Origin of the sequence: Polaromonas sp. CT11-55, from assembly GCF_047303325.1 — a bacterium.
Classification (GTDB): Bacteria; Pseudomonadota; Gammaproteobacteria; order Burkholderiales; family Burkholderiaceae_C; genus Polaromonas.
This window is the reverse complement of record NZ_JBKBEX010000010.1, coordinates 1-13,645: the sequence shown is the minus strand read 5'-3', so window position 1 is coordinate 13,645 and position 13,645 is coordinate 1. Positions and strand designations below refer to the sequence as shown.

Genomic DNA, 13,645 nt, shown 5'->3' with positions numbered 1-13,645 from the left:
TTTCTGGTCAACCAGGCCTGCCGGCTCAAGTGCCATGAGGCTACCTTTTCGCGCCACCATCAATGTCGCGCTGGGCGCCGGGATGGTCCTGATCATCCTGAGCATCGCGGCTTCCTATCTCACGATCAATTCCTTGCTCAGCGGCACGCAGAGCGAAACCGAGGCCCGCGAAACGGTTCTGCTGCTGGAGCAGGTCGTCTCGGAGTTCCAGGCGGCGGAGTCCTCGCAGCGACGCTATCTGCTGACCAACGTCGCCGGCGACCTCGCCGCCTACCAGCGGGCTCGTTCGCTGAGCCAGCAGGCGCTGCAGCGCGTGCACGCGCAGGCCGGCACGCGCCAGGACTGGCGCGCACTGGGCGAGGCCATGACGCGCCGCTTCGAACTCATGGAGCTGGCCATCACCGCCCGGCAGCAAACCGGGCTGGACGCGGCGGCCGCCATCGTCGGCAACGCGTCCAACCGCCAGCTTCATGACGAGATCGAGGCGCTGGTGGCGCGCATCAAGGGAGCCGAAATCCAGGCACTGGAGCACTCAAAAGAGGAGACGCGCCAGACCGCGCAGACCGTCAAGCAATTGATCCTGCTGGGCGGGCTGCTCTGCCTGAGCGTGTTCGGCTGGGCCATCCAGATGATTGTCCGGGCGCAGGCCAAGCGCCGCCGTATCGAGGCCAGGCTTTCCGACAGCGAAGCCATGAGCCGGGCCGTGACCGAGAGCATGGCCGAAGGGCTGGTGACGGCCACCCAGGAGGGCATCATCGTCAATGCCAACAGCGCGGCCCGCCATCTCTTCGGATACCGGCTTGACGATCTGGTGGGCCGCGAAGTGACCATGCTGCTGCCCACGCGCTACCGCATGGGCTTTCAGGCCTTCTTCGCGAGCCTGGGCGGGCGCCAGCGCGGCTTTCGCGAATGGGACGTCAAGGTCCTGGGCCTGCGCCACGACGGCACCGAGTTCCCGGTAAACGCGTCCTTCGGCGACGTCAACGTCGGCGGCCGCCGGCTGTTCACCGCGATCATCCATGACATCACTGAAAGCAACCGCATCAGCGACGCCCTGCGCAGCAGCGAAGCCCAGCTGCGCGAACTGACCGACGCCGTGCCGGCCTTGATCGCCTACGTCGACAGGGAGGAGCGCTTCCAGTTCCACAACCGGGCCTATGAAGAGGCCTTCGGTCTTGCGTCCGAGCAGATACAGAACCGGACCCTGTTCGAGGTCATGGGGCCGCAGCTGTACGACCAGGTCAAGGGCCATGTGCAGGAGGCGCTGGCGGGCTATTCGGTTCGCTACGAATGCGTGCAGGTGACGCCCGGCGGCGAGCGGCGCGAGTACGTCATGAGCCATTTTCCGCGCTACGGTGAGGGGGACGAGCAGGGCACGGTTATCGGGTTTTCCTCGCTGGGCAACGACGTGACCGAGCTCAAGCGCATAGACCGCATGAAGAGCGAGTTCGTCTCCACCGTCAGTCATGAGCTGCGCACGCCGTTGACCTCGATACGCGGATCGCTCGGGCTGGTCTGGGGCGGTGTGACGGGCGAGCTGCCGGCGCAGGCCAAAAACCTGGTGGGCATCGCCAAGAGCAACTGCGAGCGGCTGATCCGGCTCATCAACGACATCCTGGACAGCGAAAAAATCGAATCCGGCAAGATGAGTTTTGAGCTGCGGCCCATGGAGCTGGAGCCCCTGCTGGAGCAGGCCCTGGCCGCCAATGAAGGCTTCGCGGAGCAGCACGGCGTTACGCTGGCGCTGGGCAGGATGGAGGCGCCCGTGCAGGTCTGCGTCGACAGCGACCGGCTGATCCAGGTGGTGACCAACCTGCTGTCCAATGCCATCAAGTTCTCGCCGCCGGGAGGTGTCGTGCAGGTGTCGCTGCGCACGGATGCGGGGCGCGCGCGCGTGGAGATCACCGACAGCGGCCCCGGCATTCCGGATGAATTCCGACAGCGCATCTTCCAGAAGTTTTCCCAGGCCGACTCTTCCGATACGCGGCAAAAAGGCGGAACCGGCCTGGGCCTGAGCATCTCCAAGGCCATCATCGAGCGCATGGACGGAAGCATAGGCTTCACCACGGAAAACAGGGTGGGAACGACCTTCTTCTTCGAGCTGCCCGTGTGGCGGGAAGCGCCGCCGGTCACGGCGCCTATGGGGCTTGACGGGGTGGCGCGCCCCCGCGTGCTGGTGTACGAAGACGATCCCGACGTGGCACAGCTCATCGGCATGATGCTGGACAACGGCGGCTATGCTGCGGACATGGCGCACACCCCCGAGCAGGCGCGTGACTACCTCAAGATGGAGTCCTACGCGGCAATGACGGTGGACGTCAGGCAACCCTATGAGATCGGGTTCTCGCTGATACGCGAGTTGCGGGCGAACAAGCGCACCGCCCGCCTGCCGGTGCTGGTGTTGTCGGTCACCGCCGCGGAGGCGCGGCAGCAGGCCGGCAGCCAGACGCTCGGGGTCTCAGGCTGGCTGGAAAAACCCCTGGACGAGCAGCGCCTGCTGGGCAGCCTGGAGCGCGCGATTCAGGCCAGGCGCCGCGCCGCCTCTTGAGCGCCGTTCAGGGATAGAGCATTTCCTTGTTGATGCTGATGCAGCCGCCCGGCATGCGGATCAGGTATACGTGGTGGGTGGGGGAATACGGCAGCACGCTGATATTGCGGCCTATCACGTTGAGCGGCTGGGCATAGCGGAAATCCTGCTCGGCGACGTCCTGGCAGGACTTGTTCCAGGTGCTGACGGTGTCATAGCCGACATCGCAGCCGCCCATCAGGCCGGGACTGAAAAATGCGCTGACAAAGGTGGTGCCCGCGGGCCCGGTTTTTTCAATCGAGGCCGAGAAGGCCGAGGCGGCCGGCGCCACGCGATTGGCCATCAGCATCACGGCATAGCCGCCCTCCGGCCCGGTCAGCACCGGCCCCAGCGTGCGCAGGGCCTTGGAGCAACTGGTGATTCCGGCACCTGTCGCCAGCCGTTCAAAGGTGTTGGCACCGGGCGGCACCACGGCGAGCGGCGCGGGTGCAGGTGCAGGCTGGGTCATCGTGGGCCCCGGCATCGTCGCGGCAAACAATGCGGCACAGGCCGCGGCCAGCCGCCGCAGCGCCTTGTTGCGGCATCGGTCTTGAGAAAAAGCATTCATGGCATTCCCGGAAGGTCGGTGGCGGCAATTGGAAAAGTGCAGGTCTAGCGTACCGCAGAAAGCCGGGTGCCAGGGAGCGGGTTCTGGCATGATCCCCGCTCCGCTTGCCACCTTTTACCGGCTGTTCTGCATGAATCCTGCTGTTCTGACGCTCACCCATTTCGACGCCGCCATGGTGGACCTGGACGGCACGCTGGTAGACACCCTGGGCGACTTCGTGGCCGCCGTGAACGCCATGCTGGCCGAGTTGCGCAAGCCGGGCCAGACGCCGCAAGCGCTGGATGCGATGACCGTGGGCTGCATGGTCGGCAAAGGCTCCGAGAACCTCGTGAAGGCGGTGCTGGCGCATGCCGGTGAAGGCCTGCCGGCGCGCTATGCCGAAGCCATGGCGAGCTACCAACGGCATTACGCAGCTATCAATGGTGTGCATTCGACGGTGTACCCCGGAGGGCTGGAAGGCTTGCGTGCCTTGCAGCAAGCCGGGCTCAAACTGGCCTGCCTGACGAACAAGCCGCTGGCCATGGCGCGCCAGCTGCTCAGGCTCAAGGGCCTGGACGGTTTTTTCAGCGAGGTCTTTGGCGGCGATTCCTTCGCGCGCAAGAAGCCCGATCCTCTGCCTCTGCTCAAGACCTGCGAGGCGCTGGGCATCGCACCCTCGCGGACCCTGATGATCGGCGACTCCAGCAATGACGCTCGGGCCGCGCGAGCTGCGGGCTGCCCGGTGCTGCTGGTGACCTACGGCTACAACCACGGCGAGCCGGTGCGCGAGGTCGACGCCGACGGCTTTGTCGACTCGCTGGCCGAACTGCGTTTCCAGAAATAGCAATGAGGCGGTGAAAACGGCAACGGGGCTTGCGCCCCGTTGATTGTCCGAAAGCCTCGGGCCTTATTTGCCCAGTAGCGCGTCCTTGAGCTTCCAGTCGGCGGGCTGCGGGCCCAGCCAGATGCGCACCAGGGCGTTGAAAAACTCGGCCTCCTTGAAGGGCTCGCCTTGCGGTTTGCCTTTGACGGAAATCACGGTGCCGGTGCCGGGAATCCAGTCGATGGTGAACCCCTCTCCGGCCACCAGCTTCTTCTGGTCGGCAAAAAGTTGGCCCATCTTGATCAGGCCGGGGATCAGCTTGGACATTTCCGCCTTGGGCGCGTTTTCGGTGAAGGCGGTGGTGAAGCTTTTGCCCAGCTCGTTGGAGTCAATCTCGCGCAGCAGGGTGATGCTGATGCGCTTGGGACCGGCCATGGTGTAGACCTCTTCGGGAGTGGAGGCTTTTTTGGGCAGATACATGCCGGCCACGTAGACTTTGAACACGGCCTTGTAGCGTATGCCCGCGCCATTGAGCTGGAGCTTGGCGCCGTGAAGGTCCACCGGGTCGTCGAGTTTGACGCCAGCTACTTCCATGGGTGCGGCAAGAATGCCGAATGAAAGCAGCAGGCTGGTCAGGCCCGCGATGCATCGCGCTGTCAAAGTCATGGGCTGTCTCCAAAGAATGGTTGAAATAGAACGAGCGTTCTTTTTTATTTCACCATTCTCGAGTTCCGGGGGCCCCTCTCACAAGAGGGTTTGCGAGATAAGCATTAGTACTAGTTTGTCCCGGCCATGCTTTCCCGGCGCGGGTCGGTCCCGGTCTTTGCTACACTTTGCCCTACATGTTCATTCATCGCATCATTCAAACAGGTTGTGGCGACCGGGGAGCCTGGCCCTGGCGTACCTGTCATTTCTCGCACGCCTGAGGCGCATGCGGGCCGGCGCGTTACCACGCTGCCATCGGCCCGCGCAACTGCCGCAGGTTCTGCGACACCCCCCTTTCCCATCGATGCCCTCCCGAGAGGTGCATCCGGGCCTCGATCTTCGGGGCGTTTTGAATGACCGGCGGCGGCGCCTCTTTGCGCTTTGCCTCCCAGCGAAGGATTTACCGTGATCACTGAACTCGAATTTAAAAGCCTGGCCGGCCAGGGCTACAACCGCATTCCCTTGATGGCGGAGGCGTTTGCCGACCTTGAGACGCCGCTGTCCCTCTATCTCAAGCTCGCGCATTCCAAGGACGGCGGCAAATTCAGCTTTCTGCTGGAGTCCGTCGTCGGCGGCGAGCGCTTCGGCCGTTACAGCTTTATCGGCCTGCCGGCCCGCACGCTGGTGCGCGCCTCGGGTTTTGGCGCCGACCGGGTCACCGAGGTAGTGACGGACGGCCGTGTCGTGGAAACTTCGGCGGCCAACCCGCTGGACTTCATCGCCGACTACCAAAAGCGTTTCAAAGTGGCGCTGCGGCCGGGCCTGCCGCGGTTTTGCGGCGGCCTGGCCGGCTATTTCGGCTACGACGCGGTGCGACACATCGAGAAAAAGCTCGAAGCCAGCTGTCCCCCCGACACCCTGGGCTGCCCCGATATCCTGCTGCTGCAGTGCGAAGAGCTGGCGGTGATCGACAACCTCTCGGGCAAGCTCTACCTGATCGTCTACGCCGACCCGGCCCAGCCCGAGGCCTATGCCAACGCCAAGAAGCGCTTGCGCGAACTCAGGGAAAAACTCAAGTACTCCGTCAGCGCCCCGGTGGTGAAACCCTCGCAAAGCTACCCGGCCGAGCGCGACTTCGCCAAGGCCGACTACATCGCCGCCGTGGAAAAAGCCAAGCGCCTGATCGAAGCCGGCGACTTCATGCAGGTGCAGGTCGGCCAGCGCATCAAGAAACGCTACACCGAGTCGCCGCTGAGCCTGTACCGCGCGCTGCGCTCGCTCAATCCCTCGCCCTATATGTATTACTACCACTTCGGCGACTTCCATGTGGTGGGGGCTTCGCCCGAAATCCTGGTGCGGCAGGAACAAGTCAGCGAGGGGCAGAAGATCACCATCAGGCCGTTGGCCGGCACCCGCCCGCGCGCTTCCTCGCCCGAGGCTGACAAGGCCGTCGAGCAGGAACTGGTCAACGACCCGAAGGAACGCGCCGAGCACGTCATGCTGATAGACCTGGCGCGCAACGACATAGGCCGCATCGCCAAGACCGGCACGGTGAAGGTCACCGAGGCCTTCGCGGTCGAGCGCTACAGCCATGTGATGCATATCGTGAGCAATGTCGAGGGCGTGCTGCTGGATGGGATGACCAGCATGGACGTGCTCAAAGCCACCTTCCCGGCCGGCACGCTGACCGGCGCGCCCAAGGTTCACGCCATGGAAATCATCGACCAGCTCGAGCCTACCAAGCGCGGCCTCTACGGCGGCGCCTGCGGCTACCTCAGCTATGCCGGCGATATGGACGTGGCGATTGCGATACGCACCGGCATCATCAAGGACCAGACGCTGTATGTGCAGGCGGCGGCCGGCGTGGTGGCAGACTCGGTGCCCGAGCTCGAATGGAAAGAGACCGAAGCCAAGGCGCGCGCGTTGCTGCGGGCGTCCGAGCTCGTCGAGGAGGGCCTGGAATGAGCGCGGCCACCTACCCATCCATCGAACACTGCCACACCATGGCCGACGTGCGCCGCAACATCGACGCGCTCGACGACCGCATCGTGGCGCTGGTCGCAGAGCGCAGCGCTTACGTCGCGCAGGCCGCGCGCATCAAGCAAAGCGCCGACCAGATCGTCGACAACGCACGCATCGAATTCATCGTAGACCGCGTGCGCGCCCAGGCCCGGGCGGCCGGCGCCCCCGAGGCCGTCCTGGAAGCGGCCTACCGCGCCATGATCGCCGCATCCATTGACTTTGAGCGCGGCGAGTTCCAACGCCTGCGCCAGGAGGCCTGAACATGAAGCGCAGCAAACTCTTGATGATCGACAACTACGACAGCTTTACCTACAACATCGTCCAGTACTTCGGTGAACTGGGCGCGGAGGTCGAGGTGTTTCGCAATGACGAAATCAGCGTGGCGGACATCGCCGCCCGCGCGCCCGACCTGCTGGTGGTCTCGCCCGGGCCGTGTTCGCCGGCCGAAGCCGGTATTTCGGTCGCGGCGATCCAGCATTTCGCCGGCAAGCTGCCTATCCTGGGCGTCTGCCTGGGCCACCAGAGCATAGGCGCGGCCTTCGGCGGAAACATCATCCGCGCCCAGCAGCTGATGCACGGCAAGACCAGCGTGATCACCACCACGCAAGAGGGCGTATTCGCCAACTTACCCGAGCAGTTCGTCGTCAACCGCTACCACTCGCTGGCGATTGAAAAATCGTCCTGCCCCAAGGCCCTGGCCGTCACGGCCTGGACGGACGATGGCGAGATCATGGGCGTGCGCCACAAGGAGCTGCCCATCCAGGGCGTGCAGTTCCATCCCGAATCGATACTGACCGAGCACGGCCACGCCATGCTGAAAAACTTCCTGGAGCAAAGCGCATGAGCCAAGCCTTTGTGGACCTGCGCAGCGACACCGTCACCCGGCCGACCGCCGCCATGCGCGAGGCCATGTTGACCGCGCCGCTGGGCGACGACGTGTTCGGCGATGATCCCGCCGTCAATGCGCTGCAAGAGAAAATCGCTGGCCTGCTGGGCTTTGAGGCCGCCCTGTTTGTGCCCACCGGCACGCAGAGCAACCTCTGCGCCATCCTGAGCCATTGCCAGCGCGGCGACGAGTACATCGTCGGCCAGATGGCGCATTGCTACCGCTGGGAAGGCGGCGGCGCGGCGGTGTTCGGCAGCGTGCAGCCGCAGCCGCTGAACCACCATAGCGACGGCACGTTGTCCCTGGCAGAGATCGAGGCATCGATCAAGCCCGACGACGCGCATTTCGCGCGCACACGCCTGCTGGCGCTGGAAAACACCTTGGGTGGCAAGCTGCTGCCTTTCAACTATGTGCAGCAGGCCACCGCACTCGCAAAAAAACACGGCCTGGCCCGTCACCTTGACGGCGCGCGGCTGTTCAACGCCGCCGTCGCGCAGGCCGCGCAAACGGGAAGCAGCGCTCTTGCCGAAGCCAAACGCATCGCCGGCTGTTTCGACAGTGTGTCCGTCTGCTTCAGCAAGGGCCTGGGCGCACCTGTCGGTTCGGCGCTGTGCGGTTCGCGCGAGTTCATCGCGCGGGCGCACCGCATCCGCAAGATGGCCGGCGGCGGCATGCGCCAAGCCGGCATGCTGGCCGCGGCGGCTTCGCACGCACTGGACCATCACGTGGGGCGCCTCGCCCAGGACCATGCGCTGGCCAGGCAACTGGCCGACGGCCTGGCCGGCATTGAAGGCCTGCAGGTCGAAGCGCCGCAGACCAACATCGTGTTTGTCGACCTGACGGGCGCGGCGCGCGAGCAGTCCGCGGCCCTGCTCAAGCACCTGGCCGGCAGAGGCATCCAGGCCACGGGCCTGTATCGCCTGCGTTTTGTGACCCACCTGGACGTGGATGCCGAAGGCGTGGACCGCGCGGTGGCCGCCATCCGGGAATTTTTCCATCGCTGAGGAGCCGTCATGCCTGATTTCCAACACCTGTTGCTGTTTATCGCGGCCGGCTGGCTGCTCAACCTGACGCCGGGCCCCGACGTGCTTTACATCGTGACCCATTCGCTGCGCTCGGGCGCGCGCGCCGGCATTGTGGCCGGCCTGGGCATCACGGCGGGCTGCTTTGTCCACATCTTCGCCGCGGCCGTGGGCGTGGGCGCTTTGCTGGCCACGTCGGCCTTGGCCTTTACCGTGCTCAAGTGGATAGGCGCAGCCTACCTGCTGTGGGTAGGCGCGAAGATCCTGCTGTCCAGGGCGCCGCATGCTACGACCGACCTCGCCGCGGTCGCCGCCGCCGAAGCGCCCAAGCCCCTCAAGGCGATTTTTATGGGCGGCTTCTGGACCAATGTGCTCAATCCCAAGGTCGCGATTTTCTTCCTGGCCTTTGTGCCGCAGTTCATCGCGCCGGGCACCGAAAACAAGGCGCTGGCCTTTGTGCTGCTGGGCGTGCTGTTCAACCTGAACGCCATTCCGGTCAATTCGGGTTGGGCTGTGGCGGCCGCCTGGATGGCCAGGCGCGACGCCGTGCAGCGCGGCATGCACTGGCTGGACCGCGCGGCCGGCGCCATGTTCATCGCGTTTGGCCTCAAGCTTGCCTTTACCGATAATCCCGCGAACTGAACCTTACTCCAGCCCGGAACAAAAAAAGCGAGACACGCCATGCCCCATACCCACAAAATCACGCCGCAGGAAGCGCTGCAGCGCACCATCGAACACCGCGAAATCTTCCACGACGAGATGCTGCACATCATGCGGCTCATCATGAGTGGTGAGATGTCGCCCGTGATGATGGCCGCGCTGATCACCGGCCTGCGCGTCAAGAAAGAGACCATAGGCGAGATCACCGCCGCCGCGCAGGTGATGCGCGAGTTTTCCACCAAGGTTCACGTGGCCGACAAGACCCACCTGGTCGATATCGTCGGCACCGGCGGCGACGGTTCGCACACCTTCAATATTTCCACTTGCTCCATGTTTGTGGCTGCGGCGGCAGGCGCCAAGGTCAGCAAGCACGGCGGGCGCAGCGTCAGCAGCAAGTCCGGCAGCGCCGACGTGATCGAATCGCTGGGCATCCATATCGGCCTTTCGCCCGAAGCCATCGCCAAATGCATAGAGCAGGTCGGCGTGGGCTTTATGTTCGCGCCCAACCACCACCCGGCGATGAAAAACGTCGCCCCCATCCGCAAGGAACTGGGCGTGCGCACCATCTTCAACATCCTGGGCCCGCTGACCAACCCGGCCGGCGCGCCCAACATCCTGATGGGCGTGTTCCATTCCGATCTGGTGGGTATACAGGTGCGCGCCCTGCAGCGCCTGGGCGCCGAGCATGCGGTGGTGGTCTACGGCAAGGACGGCATGGATGAGGTCAGCCTGGGCGCGGCCACCGTCGTCGGTGAGCTCAAGAACGGCGAGATCACTGAATACGAAATCCACCCTGAGGACTTCGACATGCCCATGGCCAGCAACCGCGCGCTGCGGGTGGAGACGCCCGAGCAGTCCAAGGCCATGTTGCTGGGCGTGCTGGACAATCAGCCCGGCGCGGCGCGCGATATCGTGATCCTCAATGCCGGCGCGGCGCTGTACGCCGCCAATGTGGCCGACTCCATGAAGGCCGGCATCGTTCTGGCCCGTGAAGCACTGGCCTCGGGCGCAGCCAAGGCGCGCCTGCAGCAACTGGTTTCCACCACCCAACAACTCGCGGCCTGAACACCATGTCCGACATCCTCGACAAAATCATCGCCGTCAAGCGCCAGGAAATCGCTGAAGCGATTCGCAAGAAACCCTTGGCCGTGATGCGTGAAGACGCCGAATCGCGCGTGCTGACGCGCGACTTCGTGGGCGCGCTGCGCGCCAAGATCGCGGCGGGCCAGCCCGCGGTGATCGCCGAAGTCAAAAAAGCCAGCCCGTCCAAGGGCGTGCTGCGCGCCGACTTCATCCCGGCCGACGTCGCGCAAAGTTATGCCGAAGGCGACGGCACGCTCAGCGCGGCCTGCCTCTCGGTGCTGACCGACAAGCAATTTTTCCAGGGCAGCGTCGACTACCTCAAGCAGGCCAGGGCCTCGTGCAGCCTGCCGGTGCTGCGCAAGGACTTCATGGTCGACCCCTACCAAGTCTATGAGGCACGCGTCATGGGCGCCGACTGCATCCTGCTGATCGCCGCCTGCCTGGACGACGCGCAGATGAAGTCGCTGGAGGCGCTGGCCATGTCGCTGGACATGGCGGTGCTGGTCGAGGTGCACGACAAGGCTGAGCTGGACCGGGCGCTCAAGCTCAAAACGCCGCTGGTCGGCATCAACAACCGCAACCTCAAGACTTTCGAGGTTTCGCTGAACACCACACTGGGCATGCTGAGCCAGGTGCCAGCCGACCGCCTGCTGGTCACCGAGTCGGGCATCGCCACGCCGGCCGACGTGAAGCGCTTGCGGGACGCCGGCGTCAACGCTTTCCTGGTCGGCGAGGCCTTTATGCGCGCCGACGAGCCGGGCCTGGCGCTGGCCCAGCTGTTCGGCGGTAAGTAAATTCAGGAGGCGGTGCAGATGAACCCTCCGGACCAGCTGCTGAGCGCGGACCCTGCGGACTGGCCGGTGGCGCCCGGCTGGCGTCCCACCACCGAGGCCTTTTTTGACAGTTCCACCGGCCGCAAGCTGCTGGATTTCCTGCAAGGCCGGCTCGCGCAAGGCGCGGTGATTTTTCCGCCGCAGCCGCTGCGCGCTCTGGAACTCACGCCGCCCGAAGAGGTGCGCGTCGTGATCCTGGGCCAGGATCCGTACCACGGCCGGGGCCAGGCCGAGGGGCTGGCCTTTTCCGTCGCGCCCGGCGTGGCCTTGCCGCCTTCGCTGCGCAATATCTTCAAGGAACTGCAGCGTGACCTGGGCACGCCGCCGCCCAAATTCCCGGTGCCTGGCGGCAGCTTGGTGAAATGGGCCACGCACGGCGTGCTGCTGCTCAACACCTGCCTCACGGTGGAAGAAAGCCAGCCGGCCAGCCATTCGGGTAAAGGCTGGGAAGTGTTGACCGACACGTTGATCCGCCAGGTGGCCGACGGCGACCACCCGGTGGTTTTTATGCTGTGGGGCTCCCATGCCCAGAGCAAGCGGGCTCTGATTGATGCCAAGCGCCACAAGGTGCTGGTGGCCAACCATCCTTCGCCGCTGTCGGCCCTGCGGCCGCCTTTGCCTTTCATCGGTTGTGGGCATTTCTCGCAGGCGCGGGAATGGCGTGACGCGCACCCGAAACCCTAGCGCTGCGGCGACAAGCACTAGTTAATAGAGGGCTGTGAGCGGCCCTCTAGAACTCTTGGGGGAGGCTGCCGACATAGTCGCGCCGGATATTGACCGTGCTTTGCTGGCCCAGCGCTTCAAAGTGGCGGCGCAGCCAGCGTTTGGCCGCGCCCTGGCCCATTTCAAACAGCTTTTCGATCATGGCGCCGTCGGCCGACATCTTGCTCGACGATGGCAGGTTTTCCAGGGCCTCGCCGCCGTCGATGCGGTGCAGCAGCAGGCTTTTGTACTTCGCGCCTTCCTGCAGACGTCCGTCCGCCAGCAGGCGGTTGATGAAATCGATGGTCCGCATCTGGGACAGCAGGCTGGCGTTAAAGGTCAGCTCGTTCACCCGGTCCATGATGTCGTGCGGCGTGTGGGGCACCTCGGGCCGCCGCAACGGGTTGATCTGCACCACGATGATGTCGCGGCTGCTGCATTCGCTGATCAAGGGCAGCAGGGAGGGATTGCTGGAAAACCCGCCGTCCCAGTAAGACTGGCCGTCAATTTCCACCGCCTGGAACAGCGTGGGCAGGCAGGTGGAGGCCATCACCGCCTGCAATGTAAGGCGTTTGCCCGAAAAGATTTCGGCCTGGCCGGTGTTCACATGGGTCGCGGATACAAAAGCCTTGGGCAGTTGCAGGGCTGCGACAGCGGGAAAGTCGATTTCGGCCTGCAGCAGCTTGCGCAGGGGGTTGATGTCCAGCGGGTTGGACTGGTAGGGAGAGAGCCATTGGCTCATCGCGTTGTTGAAAAAGTTAGTGCCCACTTTGTCGGAGGGCCAGCCTCCCAGCAGCATCTTGCTGATGCCGTCGGCCATGGAGCCCAGGCTGCCCATGGCGGCCACGCCCTGCCAGATCCGCGCCAGTGAGGCGCGGGCGGCCTCCCGGGGATTGGGCGTTCCGCTGTTTTTGTGCGCGGCGACCGCGAATCCGTGCGCCAGCGCCACGGCATTGACCGCACCCGCGCTGGCGCCGCTGATGCCGTCGAATTGGATGCGCTCGTCCTGCAGCAGGGCGTCCAGGACACCCCAGGTGAAGGCGCCATGCGAGCCACCGCCCTGCAAGGCCAGGTTGACCCGGCGCTGGGAGGAGGGATCTGGCGGCGAGGGGATTGGGGGTGGGGTGCTCATGAGCTATTTTTAATGCTTTTTGCGATGCCCGGGGATTCCGTCCGACATAAAAGCGTGGCATAATCCGAGGTTCGCTTGAAGGATGGGTGCCCGAGTGGCTAAAGGGGGCAGACTGTAAATCTGTTGGCTAACGCCTACGCTGGTTCGAATCCAGCCTCATCCACCAGATTTTTGTTGATTTTTGGCAAGCGGCCAGTGCAAAGCAGTCGCGAAAAGCGGGTTTTGGACTGTGAGTGGTTTGATGTGAGTTGAATTGGCAGAGCTGCGCGGGAGTAGTTCAATGGTAGAACCCTAGCCTTCCAAGCTAATGACGCGGGTTCGATTCCCGTCTCCCGCTCCACAAAATCGTGGTTTTGTGGTGTTTGCGGGCTCTGTTGGTTGGTCTTGCGTTGGATTGCGGTGGGATTGAAGTCGTTTGACTTTTTGAAGAATTTAAGCCCTTTTGGCTCAGTGGTAGAGCACTCCCTTGGTAAGGGAGAGGTCGCGGGTCCGATTCCCGCAAAGGGCACCAATTTTGAGCCGGCGCAGCATGCAAGGTGCTGCGGCCGGCGGTAGTGATTCACTGGTTTTGTAACTCTTTATAAATTTCTGGAGTTGAAAAAATGGCAAAAGGCAAATTTGAGCGGACCAAGCCGCACGTCAACGTGGGCACGATTGGCCACGTGGACCATGGCAAGACGACGCTGACGGCGGCGATCACGACGGTTCTGGCATCGAAGTTCGG

General features: G+C 64.1%; 14 protein-coding genes and 3 tRNA genes. 14 read left to right on the top strand and 3 right to left on the bottom strand.

Features of this window, described 5'->3' with window-relative positions:
• Positions 1-34: 34 nt before the first annotated feature.
• A complete protein-coding gene (locus ACEN8I_RS11355) occupies positions 35-2,548 on the top strand; it encodes a PAS domain S-box protein (protein WP_413328550.1) in 2,514 nt (837 codons plus the stop codon).
• A 7-nt stretch (positions 2,549-2,555) separates the two neighbouring features.
• On the opposite strand, the gene ACEN8I_RS11350 is transcribed toward ACEN8I_RS11355, so the two are convergent.
• Entirely contained in the window at positions 2,556-3,134 is a 579-nt protein-coding gene (locus tag ACEN8I_RS11350; RefSeq protein ID WP_413328549.1) for a hypothetical protein, read from the bottom strand.
• A gap of 130 nt (positions 3,135-3,264) precedes the next feature.
• Between ACEN8I_RS11350 and gph the strand changes: the two genes are divergently transcribed.
• A complete protein-coding gene (gph, locus tag ACEN8I_RS11345; protein WP_413328548.1) occupies positions 3,265-3,957 on the top strand; it encodes a phosphoglycolate phosphatase in 693 nt (230 codons plus the stop codon).
• A gap of 63 nt (positions 3,958-4,020) precedes the next feature.
• Here gph and ACEN8I_RS11340 read toward each other — a convergent pair whose 3' ends face one another.
• Positions 4,021-4,602, bottom strand: coding sequence for a chalcone isomerase family protein (locus ACEN8I_RS11340; RefSeq protein WP_413328547.1), 582 nt, complete (start codon positions 4,600-4,602; stop codon positions 4,021-4,023).
• A 444-nt stretch (positions 4,603-5,046) separates the two neighbouring features.
• Here ACEN8I_RS11340 and trpE point away from each other — a divergent pair, with 444 nt between their 5' ends.
• Genes trpE through ACEN8I_RS11300 form a run of 8 tightly spaced genes read left to right on the top strand, consistent with a single transcriptional unit; the run spans position 5,047 to position 11,771 of the window.
• Positions 5,047-6,546 carry an anthranilate synthase component I gene (gene trpE / locus ACEN8I_RS11335; RefSeq protein ID WP_413328546.1) on the top strand — a complete coding sequence of 500 codons (1,500 nt, stop codon included), beginning with the start codon at positions 5,047-5,049 and terminating at the stop codon, positions 6,544-6,546.
• The gene (locus ACEN8I_RS11330) at positions 6,543-6,863 is read left to right on the top strand and encodes a chorismate mutase (RefSeq protein ID WP_413328545.1); all 321 of its coding nucleotides are present in this window, start codon (positions 6,543-6,545) and stop codon (positions 6,861-6,863) included. The genes trpE and ACEN8I_RS11330 overlap by 4 nt, the downstream gene beginning before the upstream one ends.
• Before the next feature lie 2 nt (positions 6,864-6,865).
• The gene (locus ACEN8I_RS11325) at positions 6,866-7,447 is read left to right on the top strand and encodes an aminodeoxychorismate/anthranilate synthase component II (RefSeq protein WP_074578871.1); all 582 of its coding nucleotides are present in this window, start codon (positions 6,866-6,868) and stop codon (positions 7,445-7,447) included.
• On the top strand, positions 7,444-8,493 hold the full coding sequence (ltaE, locus tag ACEN8I_RS11320; RefSeq protein WP_413328544.1) for a low-specificity L-threonine aldolase: 1,050 nt from the start codon (positions 7,444-7,446) through the stop codon (positions 8,491-8,493). Before ACEN8I_RS11325 ends, ltaE begins: the two co-directional genes overlap by 4 nt.
• 9 nt (positions 8,494-8,502) lie before the next feature.
• A complete protein-coding gene (locus ACEN8I_RS11315; RefSeq protein WP_413328543.1) occupies positions 8,503-9,153 on the top strand; it encodes a LysE family translocator in 651 nt (216 codons plus the stop codon).
• A 39-nt stretch (positions 9,154-9,192) separates the two neighbouring features.
• On the top strand, positions 9,193-10,236 hold the full coding sequence (trpD, locus tag ACEN8I_RS11310) for an anthranilate phosphoribosyltransferase (protein WP_413328541.1): 1,044 nt from the start codon (positions 9,193-9,195) through the stop codon (positions 10,234-10,236).
• A gap of 5 nt (positions 10,237-10,241) precedes the next feature.
• The gene (gene trpC, locus ACEN8I_RS11305) at positions 10,242-11,048 is read left to right on the top strand and encodes an indole-3-glycerol phosphate synthase TrpC (RefSeq protein ID WP_413328540.1); all 807 of its coding nucleotides are present in this window, start codon (positions 10,242-10,244) and stop codon (positions 11,046-11,048) included.
• An 18-nt stretch (positions 11,049-11,066) separates the two neighbouring features.
• On the top strand, positions 11,067-11,771 hold the full coding sequence (locus ACEN8I_RS11300) for a uracil-DNA glycosylase (RefSeq protein ID WP_413328539.1): 705 nt from the start codon (positions 11,067-11,069) through the stop codon (positions 11,769-11,771).
• A 46-nt stretch (positions 11,772-11,817) separates the two neighbouring features.
• On the opposite strand, the gene ACEN8I_RS11295 is transcribed toward ACEN8I_RS11300, so the two are convergent.
• On the bottom strand, positions 11,818-12,921 hold the full coding sequence (locus ACEN8I_RS11295) for a patatin-like phospholipase family protein (protein ID WP_413328538.1): 1,104 nt from the start codon (positions 12,919-12,921) through the stop codon (positions 11,818-11,820).
• 80 nt (positions 12,922-13,001) lie between these two features.
• Here ACEN8I_RS11295 and ACEN8I_RS11290 point away from each other — a divergent pair.
• From ACEN8I_RS11290 to ACEN8I_RS11275, 4 genes are all read left to right on the top strand, one after another.
• Positions 13,002-13,087, top strand: a tRNA-Tyr gene (locus tag ACEN8I_RS11290).
• Positions 13,088-13,187: 100 nt separating this feature from the next.
• A tRNA-Gly gene (locus ACEN8I_RS11285) sits at positions 13,188-13,261 on the top strand.
• 96 nt (positions 13,262-13,357) lie between these two features.
• A tRNA-Thr gene (locus ACEN8I_RS11280) sits at positions 13,358-13,432 on the top strand.
• 91 nt (positions 13,433-13,523) lie between these two features.
• Positions 13,524-13,645 (top strand): GTP-binding protein (locus ACEN8I_RS11275; RefSeq protein WP_413328703.1); only part of this gene is annotated, 122 nt, incomplete at its 3' end.